The 18,048-nt window shown below is 67.2% G+C and carries 17 protein-coding genes; 11 read left to right on the forward strand and 6 right to left on the reverse strand.

Features of this window, described 5'->3' with window-relative positions; all coding sequences use genetic code 11:
• Positions 1–124: 124 nt before the first annotated feature.
• The 6 genes from ACZ1I2_RS04775 to ACZ1I2_RS04800 all read left to right on the forward strand — a co-directional run bounded on the left by ACZ1I2_RS04775 (position 125) and on the right by ACZ1I2_RS04800 (position 7,641).
• Entirely contained in the window at positions 125–2,458 is a 2,334-nt protein-coding gene (locus tag ACZ1I2_RS04775; protein ID WP_465174957.1) for a TonB-dependent receptor, read from the forward strand.
• Positions 2,458–4,470: a serine hydrolase domain-containing protein gene (locus ACZ1I2_RS04780; protein ID WP_465174956.1), complete on the forward strand. Its 2,013-nt coding sequence runs from the start codon at positions 2,458–2,460 to the stop codon at positions 4,468–4,470. Before ACZ1I2_RS04775 ends, ACZ1I2_RS04780 begins: the two co-directional genes overlap by 1 nt.
• Positions 4,471–4,530: 60 nt before the next feature.
• The gene (locus ACZ1I2_RS04785) at positions 4,531–5,772 is read left to right on the forward strand and encodes a peptide MFS transporter (protein WP_465181585.1); all 1,242 of its coding nucleotides are present in this window, start codon (positions 4,531–4,533) and stop codon (positions 5,770–5,772) included.
• A gap of 80 nt (positions 5,773–5,852) precedes the next feature.
• Complete coding sequence (locus ACZ1I2_RS04790; protein WP_465174954.1) at positions 5,853–6,341, forward strand: methylated-DNA--[protein]-cysteine S-methyltransferase; 489 nt, start codon at positions 5,853–5,855, stop codon at positions 6,339–6,341.
• Positions 6,338–7,021, forward strand: a complete 684-nt coding sequence (locus ACZ1I2_RS04795) for a 2OG-Fe(II) oxygenase (RefSeq protein ID WP_465174953.1) — start codon at positions 6,338–6,340, stop codon at positions 7,019–7,021. Before ACZ1I2_RS04790 ends, ACZ1I2_RS04795 begins: the two co-directional genes overlap by 4 nt.
• A 104-nt stretch (positions 7,022–7,125) precedes the next feature.
• Positions 7,126–7,641, forward strand: coding sequence for a Dps family protein (locus ACZ1I2_RS04800; RefSeq protein WP_465170817.1), 516 nt, complete (start codon positions 7,126–7,128; stop codon positions 7,639–7,641).
• A gap of 237 nt (positions 7,642–7,878) precedes the next feature.
• Here ACZ1I2_RS04800 and ACZ1I2_RS04805 read toward each other — a convergent pair whose 3' ends face one another.
• The 4 genes from ACZ1I2_RS04805 to ACZ1I2_RS04820 form a co-directional block, all read right to left on the reverse strand.
• Entirely contained in the window at positions 7,879–8,244 is a 366-nt protein-coding gene (locus ACZ1I2_RS04805) for a response regulator transcription factor (protein WP_465174952.1), read from the reverse strand.
• Positions 8,245–8,327: 83 nt separating this feature from the next.
• A complete protein-coding gene (locus ACZ1I2_RS04810; RefSeq protein ID WP_465170815.1) occupies positions 8,328–8,969 on the reverse strand; it encodes a response regulator transcription factor in 642 nt (213 codons plus the stop codon).
• Positions 8,966–10,486 (reverse strand): sensor histidine kinase, encoded by a 1,521-nt coding sequence (locus ACZ1I2_RS04815; RefSeq protein ID WP_465174951.1) that lies wholly within the window; start codon positions 10,484–10,486, stop codon positions 8,966–8,968. Before ACZ1I2_RS04815 ends, ACZ1I2_RS04810 begins: the two co-directional genes overlap by 4 nt.
• Positions 10,487–10,587: 101 nt before the next feature.
• On the reverse strand, positions 10,588–11,256 hold the full coding sequence (locus ACZ1I2_RS04820; protein ID WP_465174950.1) for a sensor histidine kinase: 669 nt from the start codon (positions 11,254–11,256) through the stop codon (positions 10,588–10,590).
• A 170-nt stretch (positions 11,257–11,426) separates the two neighbouring features.
• Between ACZ1I2_RS04820 and ACZ1I2_RS04825 the strand changes: the two genes are divergently transcribed.
• A complete protein-coding gene (locus ACZ1I2_RS04825) occupies positions 11,427–12,197 on the forward strand; it encodes an alpha/beta fold hydrolase (RefSeq protein WP_465174949.1) in 771 nt (256 codons plus the stop codon).
• A 23-nt stretch (positions 12,198–12,220) separates the two neighbouring features.
• On the opposite strand, the gene ACZ1I2_RS04830 is transcribed toward ACZ1I2_RS04825, so the two are convergent.
• Positions 12,221–13,183, reverse strand: a complete 963-nt coding sequence (locus tag ACZ1I2_RS04830; RefSeq protein ID WP_465174948.1) for an SDR family NAD(P)-dependent oxidoreductase — start codon at positions 13,181–13,183, stop codon at positions 12,221–12,223.
• A 151-nt stretch (positions 13,184–13,334) separates the two neighbouring features.
• Between ACZ1I2_RS04830 and ACZ1I2_RS04835 the strand changes: the two genes are divergently transcribed.
• A complete protein-coding gene (locus ACZ1I2_RS04835; RefSeq protein ID WP_465174947.1) occupies positions 13,335–14,231 on the forward strand; it encodes an AraC family transcriptional regulator in 897 nt (298 codons plus the stop codon).
• A gap of 77 nt (positions 14,232–14,308) precedes the next feature.
• Positions 14,309–14,782, forward strand: a complete 474-nt coding sequence (locus ACZ1I2_RS04840; protein ID WP_465174946.1) for a hypothetical protein — start codon at positions 14,309–14,311, stop codon at positions 14,780–14,782.
• Between the two features lie 149 nt (positions 14,783–14,931).
• On the opposite strand, the gene ACZ1I2_RS04845 is transcribed toward ACZ1I2_RS04840, so the two are convergent.
• Complete coding sequence (locus tag ACZ1I2_RS04845; RefSeq protein WP_465174945.1) at positions 14,932–15,567, reverse strand: DUF1345 domain-containing protein; 636 nt, start codon at positions 15,565–15,567, stop codon at positions 14,932–14,934.
• 88 nt (positions 15,568–15,655) lie between these two features.
• On the opposite strand from ACZ1I2_RS04845, the gene hisS reads away from it, so the two are divergent.
• Complete coding sequence (hisS, locus tag ACZ1I2_RS04850) at positions 15,656–16,903, forward strand: histidine--tRNA ligase (protein WP_465174944.1); 1,248 nt, start codon at positions 15,656–15,658, stop codon at positions 16,901–16,903.
• Positions 16,903–17,976: a peptide chain release factor 1 gene (gene prfA / locus ACZ1I2_RS04855; protein WP_465174943.1), complete on the forward strand. Its 1,074-nt coding sequence runs from the start codon at positions 16,903–16,905 to the stop codon at positions 17,974–17,976. The genes hisS and prfA overlap by 1 nt, the downstream gene beginning before the upstream one ends.
• Positions 17,977–18,048 lie beyond the last annotated feature (72 nt).

Here is an 18,048-nt window from a genome sequence, read left to right on the forward strand (position 1 = left end):
GCCCTCTCGCCCGGACGCTAGCGCAAAGCCGGGAGATTGGGAATGCTCGTCGCTCGATAAGAAAACAGTTGCCATAAGTGAAACATCCGGCATGATGACGCCCATGTTTCGAAGGGATTGGGCGATGGCGTTTCAATCAAGGGCGTTGTGGCTGGCAGCCACGGCGATGGCGGCATGGGTACCGGCGGCGCAGGCGGCGGAAGCGGCGCAGGACGCCCGGACGCCGGCGGCGGAGGACCGCGAGGGCTGGGGCGAGGATATCGTGGTGACCGCCCAGAAGCGGAGCCAGAACCTGATCGACGTGCCGCAGTCCATCTCGGTCGTCTCGAGCCAGGTACTCGAGCAACGGCATGCGACGAGCCTGGTGGATTATGCGGCGCTCGTTCCCGGCCTGACCCTGCAGCAGCAGAATGCCGGCGAAACGCGCGTCATCCTGCGCGGCATCAACACCGGCGGCGCCAGCCCGACCGTCGCCATCTATATCGACGATACCCCCTTCGGATCGAGCACCAGCCAGACCAATGCCGCGCATCTTGCCGGGGACATCGACCCGTTCGACATCGAGCGGATCGAAGTTTTGCGGGGCCCGCAAGGCACGCTTTACGGGGCGAATTCGCTGGGCGGGATGCTCAAATATGTGACCGCGACGCCGAAGTTCGACCGTTTCTCCATCCGCGGCCAGGCCGGTGTCGAGACGGTCGACGGCGGCGGCACCGGCTGGTCCGGCAATGGCGTGGTCAATGTGCCACTGAGCGATACGCTCGCCGTCCGCGTCAGCGGCTTCTACCGCAAGACGCCCGGCTATATCGACGCGGTCGGCATCCCGGACCGCGACATCAACGATTCCGCCAGCTATGGCGGCCGCGCCTCGCTGCTGTTCAAGCCGAGCGACCGCTTTTCGGTCCGGCTGACCGCGATCGCGCAGAATATCCGCGCGCATGGCCGGGACGCCGTCGATGCCGATCCGCAGACGCTCACGCCGATCACGGCCGATCCCTTTACCGGTGCGGCGGGGGACGGCCTGGTTCGGTATCAGACGCTGCGGGAGAGCAACTCGGTCGATTACCGGCTCTATTCCGGTACGCTGGACTATGATTTCGGGCCGCTCAGCCTGACCTCGGTCACCAGCTACGCCACGTTGCGCCAGCATGAGGACATCGACGCCACGCCGTTGTTGGGCGACATCGCTCCCTTCTACGGCGCGGCGACGCCCTATGGCACGGACCAGCCGTCCAATATCAGCCAGAAGAAGTTCGCGCAGGAAGTGCGGCTGACATCCGCCAAGTCGGACAGTTTCGAATGGCTGATCGGCGGCTATTACACCCGCGAGCCGGGCCAGATCTATCAGCTCTACCGGCCGTTCGATCCCGCGACGGGGGCGTTCCTTCCCGAGGCCGGCACCATTCCGCAGGATCTGTTCGGTCCGGGCGTTCCCGCCAGCCCGCTTCCTTTCACCCATTTCCTGACGGCGCAGCTGGATTCGGTGTACAAGGAATATGCGGCGTTCGGCAGTGCGACATGGCATGTCACCCCGGCCTTCGATATCACCGGCGGGGTCCGGTACAGTCACAATGAGCAGCGCACGACCCAGAGCCTGGGGGGTGGATTCGCCGTGTTGCAGGGCGCCGACGCGACGCTGCTCGGCAACTCGTCGGAAGGGGTGTGGACCTGGTCGGTCTCGCCTCGGTACGAGATCAACGACCGGGTCGCGGTCTATGCGCGCGTCGCCAAGGGCTATCGACCGGGTGGCCCCAATGTCGTTCCGCCCGGCGCGCCCGCCGATTATCCGGCGCAGTTCAGGGCCGATACGCTGATCAGCTATGAAGCCGGCGTGCGCGCGGAAACGCCCGACCGGACCTTCGGCATCGATGCCTCGGTCTATTATCTCGACTGGAAAGACACCCAGATCACGACCACCTTCGACACCGCGATCGGCCCGGTGACGGCGGACGGGAATGGCGAGGGCGCGAAGAGCTATGGTGCCGAAGTAACCGCGACGCTCCGGCCGATCCGCGGTATGTCGGTGGTCGGCTCGGTCGCGTACAACCACACCGACCTCAAGGGGAATATCCTGGTGGGCGGATCGGACGGCGACCAGCTTCCTTATGCGCCGCGCTGGAGTGCCAGCATGTCGGCAGACTATGACTGGGCGCTCAACGAGCGGATGAACGCGTTCGTCGGCGGATCGATCATGCTGGTGAGCGATCGCCCCGCGGACTTCGATTCGGGCTATCAGGCCACTTTCGGCCATCGCCTCATGCTCGACGGTTATGACAGCGTCGATCTGCGTGCCGGCATCGAGATGAAGCCGGTCACGCTGAGCGTCTATGCCAAGAACGTCACCAATTCGCGCGGGCAGACCTATGCCGGCATCTATAGCGGTCGCTATGCCGGGTTGATCGACCTCGCGATGATCCGCCCGCGCACCATCGGCCTCAGCCTGGGATTCGATTTCTGATGCATATTGGATTGATCGACCTCGCCACGCGCCTGCTCCGGCACGCGCTCCCGTCCCTGTTGCTGGTGGCGGTGCCGATCGCCGCGCAGGCACCGACCCAGCTCGACCCCATCAAGCCGCCCGCGTCCGAACAGCCTGCCGGCCCGGCGCCCGGCGTACTCCCGGCAACGGGCGGCGCGCCGCTGACCGCGACCGATGTCGATGCCTGGCTCGACGGGCTGATGCCCTACGGTCTCGAATCCGGTGGCATCCCCGGCGCGGTGGTCGTGGTGGTCAAGGATGGCAAGGTCCTCACGCAGCGCGGCTTCGGCAAGGCGGACATGAAGACGGGCAAGCCGGTCGATCCGGCAGCGACGCTGTTCCGGCCCGGCTCGGTCTCGAAGCTGTTCACCTGGACGGCGGTGATGCAGCAGGTCCAGGCGGGCAAGCTCGATCTCGACAAGGACGTGAACACCTATCTCGACTTCAGGATTCCGCCCGCCTTCGGCAAGCCGATCACGCTTCGGAACCTGATGACGCACACCTCGGGCTTCGAGGAGACGGCGAAGTTCCTGATCACGACCGATCCGAAGGCGGTCAAGCCGCTCGGCGACGTGCTGAAGCGCTGGGTGCCGCATCGCATCTATGCGCCGGGCAGCACCGCGTCCTATTCCAACTATGGCGCGTCGCTCGCCGGCTATCTGGTCGAGCGCGTGTCGGGCGAGAAGTTCGAGGATTATGTCCAGCGCCACATCCTGACGCCGCTCAACATGCGCCATTCGAGCTTCGCCCAGCCGCTGCCGGCCGCGCTCGTACCCGGCATGGCGCAGGGGTATGAGGTCGCCTCGGGCGCGCCGCAGAAATTCGAGATCATCCCGATGTCACCAGCCGGCGCGCTCTCCGCGACGGGCGCCGACATGGGGCAGTTCATGATCGCGCATCTCGCCCAGGGCGGGCCGCTGCTCAATCCGCAGACCGCGGCGCTGATGCATGCGACGGCCAACACCCCGATCCCGGGGCTGCCGGGCATGGCGCTGGGTTTCTATCATGAGGACGCCAATGGCCTGAACATCGTCGGGCATGGCGGCGACACCAATTTCTTCCATTCCGACCTGCACCTCTATCTCGACAAGAATGTCGGCGTGTTCGTGTCGTTCAATGCGGGCGGCAAGGCGGGGGCGGCGCATATCCTGCGCGGCAAATTGTTCGACAGCTTCACCAACCGCTATTTTCCGCAAGCCAAACCACCGCTGCCGACCCTGGCCACGGCGGCCGAGCATGGGCGGACCCTGGCGGGCCATTACGTCAGCAGCCGCGGGTCGCTGACCAACTGGCTGCGCCTGGTGACTCTGCTCGGCGAGACGACGGTCGCGCTCGACGACGACAATATGATCACCGTTGCCGCCCTGACCGATGCCGCCGGTGCGCCCAAGCGCTGGCGCGAAGTGGCGCCCTGGCAGTGGCAGGAAGTCGGCGGCGAGGGCCGGCTCGGCGCGCTGGTCAAGGACGGCAAGGTCGTCAGCCTGTCTCCTGCCGAGTTCGCCCCGATCATCCTGTTCCTGCCGGCGTCCGGCTCGCTGAATGCCGGGTGGATCATTCCCATGCTGCTCGCCGCGCTGGCGGTGATGCTGGTGACGGCCCTGTCCTGGCCGATCGTGGCGCTGGTCCGGCGGCGGTACGGCTATCGCCCACAGATCGCTGGACGGCCGCTGATGCTGCACCGCGCGACGCGGGTCACCGCATGGATCGCGGTGATCGTGGCGGGGGGCTGGATGGCGATGGTCGGCGTGCTGAGCAGCAACCTCGAGGCGCTCGACGGCCGGCTCGATATCTGGATGCGCCTGTTGCAATTGCTGACGCTCGTCGCCGTCGCCGGCACGGTCCTGACCCTGTGGAACGCCTGGACGATGGCGCGCAGCCCGGAGCGCAAGCGGCTGGCGACGGCATGGACGGTGCTGGTCGCGCTCTCGGCGGTCTATCTGGTCTGGCTGGCGTTCAGCCTCAAGACGATGACCTTCGGCCTGAACTTCTAAGGCATGGCATCAGGCGCATCGGTTCCGGCGGGGAAGACGCTGTTCGGTCACCCGCCGGGCATGACCGTGCTATTCATGACTCAGATGTGGGCCGAATTCTCCTATTTCGGGCTGCAGGCACTGCTGGTCTATTACATGACTCAGCATCTCGGTTTCAGCCAGAGCAAGTCGTCGCTGATCTACGGCACATACGGCGCGGCCGCGTTCTTCAGCCCGTTCTTCGGGGGAATCATTGCCGATCGCTGGCTGGGCCGGAAGCGCAGCGTGGTGCTGGGCGGCGTGCTGATGATGCTCGGCCATTTCGCTATGGCGTTCGAGGCGTTGCTGTTCCCGGCCTTGGCGCTGGTCGCGATCGGCAACGGGCTCTTCATCCCGCCCCTGGCCGTCCAGGTCGGCAATCTCTACGCCGACAAGGATCCGCGCCAGACCCAGGCGTTCAGCGCTTATTATATGGGGATCAATCTCGGCGGGCTGCTCGCGCCATTGGTGTGCGGCACGCTGGGTGAAATCTATGGCTGGCACTGGGGTTTCGCGGCGGCTGGCTTCGGCATGCTGGTCGGGCTCGCCGTGTATCTCGGTTTCGGGCATTTGCTGCCGCCCGATCCGCCGACGCGGTCGCGATCGCCGGGGGGCGTTCCCGTCGCGCTGACGAAGCCGGAATGGCACAACCTTCGCCTGCTGGTGGCGATCGTCGCGGTCGTCGTGCTGTTCCGCATCGCGTACGAGCAGAGCGGCAACGTCATTGCGCTGTGGGTCGAGCATCAGACCGACCGGCATATCGCGCTGCTCGGATCGGGCGTCGAGATTCCGGCGACCTGGTTCCAGTCGATCAATCCGCTGCTGATCATCCTCGCGACGCCGTTCCTGATCCGCTTCTGGGCGAAGCGCGCCGAACGGCGCGGGCCGGCGAACCTGTTGCAGCGGATGAGCCTGGGCTGCGCGGTGGCGACGCTGGCGATGCTGGTGATGGTCGTCGCGGCGGCACTGAATGCCGAGACCGGCCAGCGCGTCGGGGCGGAATGGGTGACGGCCTATTTCATCCTGCTCACCCTGGGCGAACTGATGGTGATCCCGGTCGGGCTGACGCTCGTCGGCGCGCTTTCGCCGGTGCAGGTCGCGGCGATGGCGATGGGCGCCTGGTATATCGCGAAGTTCCTCGGCAGCCTGCTCGCCGGCGCGATGGGGGCGTGGTGGGGCGCCATCCCGGCGACGCTGTTCTTCGGTGCAGGCGCGCTTTCGGTCGCGCTCGCCGCGGTGGTGCTGTTCGCGATGAGCCGCAGGACGCCGATCGAGATCGGCTGATGCCCTTTTGAAGGCAATCTCCGGGGTGTGTCGATCCGCCCGCGGGGCCATGTCATGATCCGCAAGAACGGAGCGATGACATGAGCATTTTCTACAAGACGATCCCGTCGCCGGTCGGCGCGCTGAAGCTGGTCGCGAGCGACACCGGGCTGGCCGCCATCCTGTGGGAGAATGACCGGCCGGGCCGCGTGCGGCTGGGCGCGATGATCGAGGATCGCGACCATCCCGTGCTGGTCGAGACCGAGAAGCAGCTCGGCGCCTATTTCGCCGGCACGCTGACGGCCTTCACCGTCCCACTCGATTTTACGGGCACCGATTTCCAGAAGAGCGTGTGGCACGCGCTGCTGACCATCCCGTTCGGCGAGACGCGCAGCTATGCCGAGATCGCGCGGCAGATCGGCCGGCCGAGCGCGGTGCGGGCGGTCGGCGCGGCGAACGGCAGGAACCCCATCTCGATCATCGCGCCCTGCCATAGGGTGATCGGATCGAACGGCGCGCTGACCGGCTTTGCCGGCGGGCTTGCCGCGAAGGAGCGGCTGCTCGGGCTCGAAAGCGGGCAGGCGGCGTGATCGACTGGGAGGCAGTCCGGGCGGATCTGGACGGGCAGGGCTGGGCGATCCTGCCCGGCCTGCTTTCCGCCGCCGAGTGCGACGCGACGGCCGCGCTCTACGGCCCGGGGCCGATGTTCCGCAGCCATGTGGCGATGGCGCGGCACGGCTTCGGGTCGGGCGAATATCGCTATTTCGCCTATCCCCTGCCGCCGCTCGTGGCGGGCCTGCGCGCGGCGCTCTATCCGCGGCTCGCGCCGATCGCCAATCGCTGGAACGAGCGGATGGGGATCGATATACGCTTCCCTGACGCGCATGCCGATTTCCTCGACCGCTGCCACAAGGCCGGGCAGGTCCGGCCGACGCCGCTGCTGCTTCGTTATGGTGCGGGCGACTATAACTGCCTGCACCAGGATCTGTATGGCGAGCATGTCTTCCCGCTGCAGGTCGCGATCCTGTTGTCGGCGCCGGGCGAGGATTTCACCGGCGGCGCGTTCGTGCTGACCGAGCAGCGCCCGCGCATGCAGTCGCGCGCCGACGTCGTGCCGCTGGCCAAAGGCGATGCCGTGGTCTTCGCGGTCAGCCAGCGGCCGCACCGGGGTTCGCGCGGCGACTACCGCGTGACGATGCGGCATGGCGTCAGCACGTTGCGGTCGGGGCATCGCCACACGCTGGGCGTCATCTTCCACGATGCTCACTGATGGCGAGGCGATCCTAAACCAAGGTGTGGATTATATCGTCCCGGTCAAAGCCTATCTGACGAGGCGGGCGGCACCTGCCGTCCCCGACTTCGAGGAGACGCTTGATGACCAGCCCGACCATCGCCGAACGCTTTCTGGGGACCCCGACCGATCTCGGCACTGAGGCGACGCGCGACATTTCCGCGGGGCTTGCCGGGCTACTCGCCGATGTGTTCGCGCTCTATCTCAAGACCAAGAATTTCCACTGGCACATGAGCGGTCCGAATTTCCGGGATTATCACCTACTGCTCGACGAGCAGGGCGACCAGATCTTCGCGATGACCGATGCGATCGCGGAGCGCGCGCGCAAGATCGGCGGGACGACGATCCGCTCGATCTCCGACATCGCCGGCCGCCAGCGCATCCTCGACAACAATGCCGATTATGTCGACCCGCAGGACATGCTGGCCGAGCTGCACGGCGACAACAAGCAGCTCGTCGCCGAGATGCGTCGGGTACACGCGCTGTGCGACGACTATGCCGATGTCGCGACCGCCAGCCTGCTCGAAGTCTGGATCGACGAAACCGAGCGCCGCAGCTGGTTCCTCTATGAGAGTTGCCGGTCCCCAGTCTCCCGCTGAGGGACGGCCGCGGCGGCGCGCCTTCCCTCCCCCCCGGTCCGGGCGCGTCGCCGCGAAACTATTGGAGCGAAATTTGCGGCGGCGGGCCTGGCTCGTCGCCGATTCCTTGCGTGTGGGCTGGGCCGAAACATCCCCTTTCCGTTCGTGTCGAGCGACGTCGAGACACTTGGTTGGGTTCGACGCAGGTTTCTCGACTTCGCTCGAAACGAACGGAAAGGGGGATCGTAGACGGCTAGCCTAACTCGCCGCCCGCTCGATCGCCTCGATCAGCGCATCCGGATCGATCGGCTTGGACAGGAACGCCACCGCCCCCGCCGCCAGCGCCTGGTCCCGCGCCGCGTCGGTCGGATAGGCGGTCATCACGATCACCGGATGGCGCCACCCGCGCCGCACGATCTCGGACTGCAGTTCGAGGCCGGTCATGCCCGGCATGTGCAGGTCGGTCACGATGCAGGCGATCTCGCCTTCCAGCCCGCAGCCGAGCAGCGCCTCGCCGCTGGAAAAGCAGCGCGGCGTCAGGCCGGCCGACCGCATCAGGCTGTTCAGGCTGCCCCGCACGCCCGGATCGTCGTCGACGATCGCGATGAGGGGGGATGCGGTCACGGTGGATACTCCAGTCACGATAAGGGCCTAACGCCGGGGTCAGTCCCCCGGATGCGCCGCGCCGAACAATTCCACCATTATACTCAGGCGTTAAACCGGTGGATCGACTCGTCGCGCACGCCGAGCTGCTCGGCCATGCGGACGAGGTCGGCGAGCGACTGCGCCTCCATCTTGCGCATCACATTGCCGCGGTGGATCTTCACCGTGATCTCCGACAGGGCCAGCCGGCCGGCGACCTGCTTGTTCATCAGGCCAGTGACGACCAGCCCCATCACTTCGCTCTCGCGCGGGGTGAGCGAGGCGTAGAGCTGCTTCAGCCGCTCGCTGCCGGCCGATTCGGCGCGCCGCGCCCGGTCGCGCTCGATCGCGGCGGCGACGGCTTCGAGCATCTGGTCCTCGCTGAACGGCTTTGGCAGGAAATCGACCGCGCCAGCCTTCATCGCGCGCACCGTCATCGGGATATCGCCATGCCCGGTGATCAGGATCACCGGGATATGAATTCCCCGGGCAGCGAGGCCTTCCTGGAAATCGAGCCCGTTCTCGCCCTTGAGCCGGATGTCGAGCACCAGACAGGAAGGAAGGCCGGGCACGCCCGCGGCGAGGAAGGACGCGGGCGACTCGTGAAGCGCGACCGCCAGCCCGGTCGAGCGGAACAGGCTGCCGAGCGCGCCGCGTACATCATCGTCGTCGTCGATGACACACACACAGCCCTGGTCGATGCTCATGCCACGGCCCTTTCGTCGTCGGCGACGGGCAGGCGGAAGCGAAAGCTCGCGCCGCCCTCGGGGTTGTTGCCGGCGGTCAGGCTGCCGCCATGCTGCTCCAGGATCGACCGGCAGATCGACAGGCCCATGCCCATGCCGTCCGCCTTGGTGGTGAAGAAGGGGCGGAACAGCGCCTCCGGATCGTCGCCGGCAATGCCGGGGCCGCAATCGCGCACCGCCACGGTCACGCCGCCGGCGTCGGTCTCGGCGTCGAGGCACAGGTCGCGGCGGTCGAGCGGGTTCTGGCCCATGGCCTGCTCCGCGTTGAGCATCAGGTTCATCAGCACCTGCTGGATCTGTACCCGGTCGCCCGTCACCTCAGGCAGGCCCGCCGGGATCGCGGCCTGGACCGTCACATGGTTCGCCTGGAAATCGCGGTCGAGCAGCGCGATCGTCTCCTCGATCAGCACGGCAAGATCGATGCGGCTCTGTTTCGGCTCGGCCCGGCGGGCGAGATTGCGGATGCGCTCGATCACGCTCGCGGCACGCGTGCCGTTGGAGGCGATATGGTCGAGGCAGTCGGACACCTCCGCCGCCCCCGGTGCTTCGCGCGCCAGCCAGCGCTTGCCCGATTTGGCATAGGTGATGATCGCCGACAGCGGCTGGTTGACTTCATGCGCGATCGAGGCGGCGAGCTGGCCGAGCGTGGTGATCCGCGCGACGTGCGTCAGCTCGGCCTGGGCCTGGGCGAAGCGCGCCTGGGCGCGGTTCCGCTCGGTGACGTCGAGCGCCATGAGCAGCACGCGCGACCAGCCCCGATTGTCCTGCGGCAGGGTTACGCGCAGCACCACGTCGACGGTCTCGCCCGACAGCGTGCGGAACTGCGATTCCTCCTCGATCCATTCCTCGCCGCGCTTCAATGCGTTGAAGATGCGGATCAGTGCCACGCCGCCGAGCGGCGTATAGTGGCGAAAGATGCCGCCGGCGATCAGCGTCTCGCGGTCGGGCAGGCCGAACATCAGTGCGGCGGCCAGGTTGGCGTCGCGCAGGCGCGCGCCGCGTGCCGCCTGTTCGACCAGCTCCTGGTCGGCCTCTCGTCCATCCCGCAACAGGGCAAAGGCGGTCGACCAGTCCGATTCCCAGATCGGGAAGCCGGCGGCGTTGAAGATGGTGCGATAGCGTTCCTCGGACCGGCGCCGCGCCTCGATGTCCGACAGATGCCGCGCCGACAAGATGGTGGTGATGCCGATCGCGACGAGGCTGACGACGAGCCGCATCGCGGGGGAACCGAGCGGCTCGGCCCAGTGGCTCATGACATAGCCGATCATGGCGAGCAGCGCGCAGAGCAGGCCGGAGGCGATCACCATGATGCGATCGTTGCTGCGCGAGGCGATCAGCACCACCGTGGTGTAGAGCACGGCGACCGCGCCTTGCAGCGGGCTCAATATGTCCAGCGCCAGGATGACGAGCGCGACGACCATCGCCGTCGCGGTGCGCAGGCGGGCGGCCAGTCGCCTTCCCTCCCGGTCTCCGCGCATCATCGTCTCCCGCCACCGCCGGGGCCATCCCGACCAGACTGGTTCCACGCTGAACGAGAGGGTGCGCGAGCGCAACAGTTCCGATTGGTGGGACCAGGGGATCATCGCGCCCCGACGCACAGTTCGAAACAGGTGCCGGGATTGGCGTCGAGCCAGGCGTGATGGCCGCCCAGCCGCGCCGCCATCATGCCGACCAGCCGGCCGCCCAGGCCGGTTCCCCTTGCGGCCTGGTTCGGGTCGCGACCCCGGCCGCAATCCTTGACCTCGAGCAGATAGCCGCCGCCCGCGCCCACGCGCAGCACGACGCTGACGATGCCGGCTTCACCCGGCGCATAGGCGTGCTTGAAGGCGTTGGTGACGATCTCCGACACGATGATGCCGATCGACGTGGCCTCATCCGCCGGCACGTGCACGCCGGCGGCGTGCACGATCACGAAGCGGCCGGCGGCGCTATCGGCGACGCTTTGCTCCAGCTCGCCGCCAAGCTCGTCGAGATAGGTGCCGAGATTGACCATGGCCGCCTGGTGCGACCGGTAGAGCTGGCGATGGACACCGGCGATCGCGCCGATCCGGCGGAGCGTCATATCGAACGCGGCGGCGGCGACCGGATCCTGGATGCCGCGCGCTTCGGCCGAGACCATCGCGGAGAGCAGCTGGAGGCTGTTCGCCACGCGGTGGTTGACCTCGTCGGCGGTGCTGGGTTCGTGCGCCGGCGGCAGGACGGTCACACGGGCATCCTGCGCAACGCGGTCGATGGTGGTCATCATCATGACGGTCCCCTCCGGGCAGCACTCCCGCTGCCGAGGACTGCAGTGATCCCCGATCGTCGCCGGGCGGGCCATCATACGGTGGTTTAGGGTCGGACCACCCCTTGGTATGATGGCAACAGCCCATCGTGCGGCAGATATCCGGCGTCATCATAACCGAGAGGAATAATGTCATGATGGATCGCCGGACTTTCACCCTGACCCTGGGTGCCGCCATGGCGAGCGCCGCGCTTGCGTCGGTCGCCCGCGCCGCCGCGCCCGCCATCCGTAACGTCGTTCTGGTGCACGGCGCTTATGCCGACGGATCGAGCTGGAGCGCGGTCATCCCGCTGCTCCAGGCGGCCGGCATGAAGGTGACCGCGGTGCAGAACCCGCTGACCTCGCTCGCCGACGATGTCGCCGCGACAAAGCGGGCGATCGCGTTGCAGGACGGGCCGGTGGTGCTGGCGGGCCATAGCTATGCCGGCATGGTGATCAGCGAAGCGGGTGTCGATCCCAAGGTTGCCGCCCTGGTCTATGTCGCCGCCCGCGCGCCCGATGCGGGCGAGGATTATCCGGCGCTGACGAAGCAGTTTCCGACGCCGCCCGCATCGGCCGGGCTGACTCATGCCGGTGGCTTTGCCCAGTTGAGCGAGGAAGCGTTCCTGCGCGACTTCGCCAATGGCGTCGATCCAGTGCGCGCGTGTGCGCTCTACGCCGTGCAGGGGCCGATTGCCGACACCTTGTTCGACAGCCGCACCACCCAGGCGGCGTGGCGCAGCAAGCCGAGCTTCTATGCCGTGTCGCGCAACGACCGCACGACCAATCCCGACCTGGAGCGCTTCCTCGCGCGGCGGATGAAGGCGACGACCATCGAGCTCGACTCAGGTCATTTGTCGCTCGTCACCCATCCGCGCGAGATCGCCGGGCTGATCCTGCGCGCCGCCGATGGCGGCGCGGCCTGATCGCCGGTTAGTCGAGCCGGTTCTCAGAACCGCTCGCCGACCATCTCCTCGCTCTTTGCCCAGAGCGCGCGGGCATGGTCGGGGTCGAGCGCATAGGCGCGCACGCCGCCGCGAATGCCTTCGCCCTCGACGATCTCGGCGACATGGCAATCCTCGCAATATCTGCCGCCGACCTCTTCCGGGGCGGCGACGATCGCCGCCCAGACCGAGGTCGCGGCGCCTTGCGGGATGGTCTTGAAGCGGAAAGCCTCGGCGCCTGCCGCCTTCTGGACTTCGTTGATCGATGCGATCAGTGTCTCCATCGCCTCCTGCGTCATGTGGCGCGCGAGCTCGGTATGGATGCCGCCGGGATGGACCGCCGTCGCGCGGATGCCCTGGTCCTTGTGACGCCGGTCGAACTCGACCGCGAACAGCGCATTGGCGGTCTTGGACCGGCCATAAGCGACGAACTCGGCATAGGGCGTATGCTCGAAATTCGGATCGTCGAGATCGACATCGGCGAAGCGGTGCCCGGCCGAGGACAGGTTCACCAGCCGCCCGCCCGGATTGATCAGCGAGGCGATGCGGTTGACCAGCACGAAATGGCCGAGATGGTTGGTGCCGAACTGAGTCTCGAAACCGTCGGCGGTTTTGCCCTGCGGGGTGGCCATCACGCCCGCATTGGCGATCACCACGTCGAAGCGGCGGCCATCGGCGAGCAGCGCATCGGCGCAGGCGCGCACGCTGGCGAGATTTGCCAGGTCGAGCTCGACCAGGTCGAGGCCGCCGCCATTGGCGGCCTGCTCGCGGACCACATCCGTCGCGCGGTGCGCCTTGTCGAGGTCGCGGGCGGCGCCGACCACCTGCGCGCCGTGCGCGGCAAGGACGCGCGCGGTCTCGACGCCGAGGCCGGCCGAGACGCCGGTCACCAGGATGCGCTTGCCGCGCAGGGATACGCCGTCAAGGACCTCGTCAGTGGTCGTGGTGTCGCCGAAAATGCTGGTCATGGGAGATCTCCTTGGAGAGGGGGCATTGCGGCGCCTATCTGGTCGCCGGACGCGCGAACCGGACGCCCGATCGTGTCGAGTTCTTGCCTGATCCTCTCAGTCCCCCGTTCGCGGCGCTTGTTTCGCGGGCCGCGCGCGCCATGTTGCGCCCATGCGGGAACAGCTCGATCGATTGTGCGCCCTCGCGCTGCGGCATCAGGGCGATGGCGAACGCGGCAGAGTCATTCCGCGCCTCGGCATTCATGTCAGCGGCGCCCCCACCGGCGCTTTGCCCGGCATGTACGAACCGATGATCTGCATCGTGCTGCAAGGAGAAAAGCAGGTGATGATCGGCGACCGGCTGCTCGAATATGGTGCCGGGGATCAGCTGATCGCCTCGATCGACCTGCCCGTATCGGGGTGCATCGTGAAGGCGAGTGCCGACCGGCCCTATATCGTCGTCGGCATGGCGCTGAACCAGGACATGGTGACGTCGCTGCTGTCGGAGCTGCCGCCCCGGGCGGAGGAGCCGACCGCCGGCTTCGCCGTCGGCGCGGCGAGCCCGGCCTTGCTCGACAGCTGGGGCCGGCTGCTCGCGCTGTTCGAGACGCCGGAGGACGTGCCGGTGCTCGCGCCGATGCTCGAGCGCGAGATCCTGTACCGAATCCTGCAGGGGCCACAGGGCGGCATGCTTCGCCAGGCGGCGATCACCGACAGCCGCCTGTCGCAGATACGCGCCACGATCGGCTGGATCAGGAGCCATTTCGACAAGCCGCTCCGGATCGAGGCGCTCGCCGATATCGCCGGGATGAGCCTCGCGTCCTTCCACCGGCACTTCAAGGCGGCGACGGCGATGAGCCCGCTGCAATATCAGAAGTCGCTCCGCCTTCATCAGGCGCGGCGCCTGCTGATCGCCAGCGCCGACGCGTCGCGCGCGGCCTATTCGGTCGGTTATGAAAGCGCCTCGCAGTTCAGCCGGGAATATGCGCGGATGTTCGGCTGCCCGCCGGCGCGCGACGCGGAGCGGCTGCGCGGGCAGGGGCTTGTTCAGGCCGTCGTCGCGGCGTGAGTCGCACGGCAGCTATGGCGTCGGCCTGTCCGGCGCGCTAGGGTTTGCGGATTATATATCCTATAGGAGCGGGTTCGGTGACAATCAGCATATGTCGGTCGGCGGCACTTTCGGCCGCCCTGGTTCTCGGCGGCGTCGCGGCGGTGCCGGCCCAGGCGCAGGATTGCCGGTCGATCGCCGATCCGACTCAGCGCCTCGCCTGTTACGACCGGCAGCAGGGTGCACCGGTCGAGGCGCCCGCACCGGCCGCCGAGCCGGCCCAGCCGGTCAACCGCACCGGCCTGCGCGAGGCTAAACCGCCCAAGCCGCCCAAGGCTGCCAAGGCCGCGCAGGCGAAATCCGGGTTCACCAGCACGATCGTCGGCATCTCGCCGCTGAACTTCGGCCTGTTCGAGCTGCGCCTGGCGGACGGCAGCGTGTGGAGCACCACGACCAGCAGCGGGCGCCGTCCCGTGGTGGGCGACGTCGTATCCTATCGTCGCAGCATGCTCGGCGCGCATTTCTTCGACATCAAGGGCCAGGGCCCGGTGACGGTGCGCCGCGAGCGGTAGGTTCCGATTTCGATTGAAACCCTTTTCCCGTTCGCCCTGAGCTTGTCGAAGGGCTGTTCTTCCCTTCCGCGGAAGAACAGCCCTTCGACAAGCTCAGGGCGAACGGAGGGGGTGGATCAACTCAGGTCAAAAAAGGCTCGGGTAATCACTCAGCCACCCCCCAGCACGTTGATCGAAAACGCCAGCACGCCGATGTTGAACACGAAGGCGGCGAGGCAGTGGCCGATCACCACGCGGCGGATGCGCGGCGACGTGATCTGGCTGTCGGATGTCTGGAAGGTCATGCCCAGCGTGAAGCTGAAATAGACGAAGTCCCAATAATCGGGCTCCTTCGTGTCGGGGATCTCGATGCCCCCGGCATCGCCGCCACCGCCGCCGCGCGAATAGAACATATGTGCATAATGCAGTGCGTAGATGGTGTTCGAGAACAGCCAGGCCAGCACCAGGGTGGCGACGAGCAGGGCGGTGGTGAGCGGGCTGCCCTTGCCGTTCATCATCTCGCTCGCGACCGAGACGAGCACGACCAGCGAAACCACGGCGCTCAGCCCCAGCAGCAGCGCGCGGTTGGCATCATTGTCCTTGGCGCGCTGACGCATGTCCTCGGCGCGGTGGCGCAGCAGGGGGGCGACGATCACCAGGAACAATGCGCTGGCGATGTCGAACGCGGCCATGGTGCCCAGGCCCTTGCCCATCCGCGGGATGAGGATTGCGAGGCCCGCCACGAACACCAGGACGAAGATGATGAACCGGGTCGGCGCGATCTTCCTGCCGAGCTGCATGGGCATCATCCTCGAATATGGCGCGGTCGGGTCTGATGCGCGTTTATCCAGAGGCTAGCGCTTGACGCCGCCGTCGCATAGATAGCGCGCCCTTATGGCCCGTATCGAAACCCCCAAACGCATCCGCGGCACGCAGGACATCTTCGGCGACGAGCAACGGCGCTTCGCGCGCGTGCTCGAGGCGTTCGAGACGGTGCGGCGGCTCTATGCTTTCCAGCGTGTCGATGTGCCCGTGTTCGAATCGACCGCGGTGTTCGCCCGCTCGCTCGGTGAGACGACCGACGTCGTCTCCAAGGAAATGTACACCTTCGAGGATCGCGGCGGCGATTCCCTGACGCTGCGGCCGGAATTCACCGCCGGCATTGCGCGCGCCTATCTGACCGAGGGGTGGCAGCAATTTGCGCCGCTCAAGCTGGCGACCGCAGGACCGGTGTTCCGCTACGAGCGCCCGCAAAAGGGGCGTTTCCGCCAGTTTCACCAGATCGATGCCGAAGTGATCGGCGCGGCCGAACCGATGGCGGATGTCGAATTGCTGGTGCTCGCTGACCAGCTGCTGCGCGAGCTGGGCATTTCGGACGGCGTCACGCTCCAGCTCAACACCCTGGGCGATGCCGAGACGCGCGATGCCTGGCGGGCCGCGCTGATCAGCCATTTCGGACAGCATCGTGCCGATCTGTCCGCGGAAAGCCAGGACCGGCTGGACCGCAATCCGCTCCGTATCCTCGACAGCAAGGATCCGAGGGACCGGCCGATCGCCGAGGCTGCGCCCGATATCGACGCCTTCATGACGAGCGAGGCCGGCGCGTTCTTCGACAGCGTGACCAAGGGCCTCGACGCGGCCGGCGTCGCCTGGACGCGCAACGCGCGGCTGGTGCGCGGGCTCGATTATTACCGGCACACCGCGTTCGAGTTCGTCACCGACCGGCTCGGCGCGCAGGGTACGGTGCTGGCCGGCGGGCGCTATGACGGGCTGATCGGCGCGCTGGGCGGCAACGAGACGCCCGGCGTGGGCTGGGCGGCCGGCGTCGAGCGGCTGGCGATGCTGATCGACGAGCCAGTGGCCGAGCGGATCGACGCGGTGATCGTGCCGATGGGCGAGGCGGCCGAGGCGCGCGCCATCGGCATCCTCGCCGATCTGCGCCGCGCAGGGATCGCGACCGACATGGCGTTCAAGGGCAATATGAAGCGGCGCATGGCCAAGGCCGATGCGCAGGGCGCACGTTTCGCGGTGATCATCGGCGATGACGAACTCGCCAAGGGTGTCGCTTCAGTCAAGCTGCTCGGTGCGGGCACGCAGAGCGAGGTGGCGTTCGACGATCTCGCAAGGGTATTGAGAGCCTGATGACGACGATCTCGGCGGAGAGGATCGCGCAGATCGAGGCGCGGCGGGACGAGTTGCAGGCGCTGATGGCGACCGGCGATCTGCCCTCCGAGCGATTCGTCGCCGTCTCCAAGGAATATGCCGAACTCGAACCGGTCGCGCGGGCGGCGGGCGAGGTGCGGCGATTGCGTGCCGAGCTGGGCGTGCTGGCGGGCATGGAGAGCGAGACCGATCCCGAGATCCGCGCGATGGCGCGCGAGGAGATCGATTCGATCCGGGAGACCCTGCCGCTCGCCGAACGCGGGCTGGCGCTGTCGCTGCTGCCGCGCGACGCCGCCGACGAGCGCGCCGCGATGCTCGAAATCCGCGCCGGCACCGGCGGCGACGAAGCGGCTTTGTTCGCCGGCGACCTGTTCCGCATGTATCAGCGCTATGCCGAATCGCAGGGCTGGAAGGTCGAGCTGATCTCCGCCTCCTCGTCCGAATCGGGCGGCTTCAAGGAAGCGATCGCCTCGGTCGAGGGCAAGGGCGTGTTCGCCAAGCTGAAGTTCGAAAGCGGCGTGCACCGCGTCCAGCGCGTGCCTGTCACCGAAGCCGGCGGGCGCATCCACACCTCCGCCGCGACCGTCGCCGTGCTGCCCGAGGCGGAGGAGGTCGACGTCAAGATCGACGACAAGGATCTGCGCATCGACATCTACCGGTCGTCGGGTCCCGGCGGGCAATCGGTCAACACGACCGATTCCGCGGTGCGTATCGTGCATATCCCGACGGGCCTGGTGGTGATCCAGCAGGACGAGAAGTCGCAGCACAAGAACAAGGCCAAGGCGATGAAGGTGCTGCGCACCCGCCTGTACGAGCTGGAGCGCGACCGGCTGCACACCGAGCGTGCCGGGGCGCGCAAGTCGATGGTCGGGTCGGGCGATCGGTCGGAGCGGATCCGCACCTATAATTTTCCGCAGGGGCGCGTGACGGATCACCGCATCAACCTGACCCTCCATCGCCTGCCGGAGATCCTGCAGGGCGAGCTGGACGAGCTGATCGGCGCGCTGATCGCCGAGGACGAGGCGGAACGCCTGGCCTCGCTGGATGGCTAAAATCCCCCTCTCGCTTGCGGGAGGGGAGTGCGGCGGCTCTTTGCCCTGCCCGGGGGGCAGGGCTGCTGCCGC

Source organism: Sphingomonas sp. BL-S-29, from assembly GCF_055521495.1.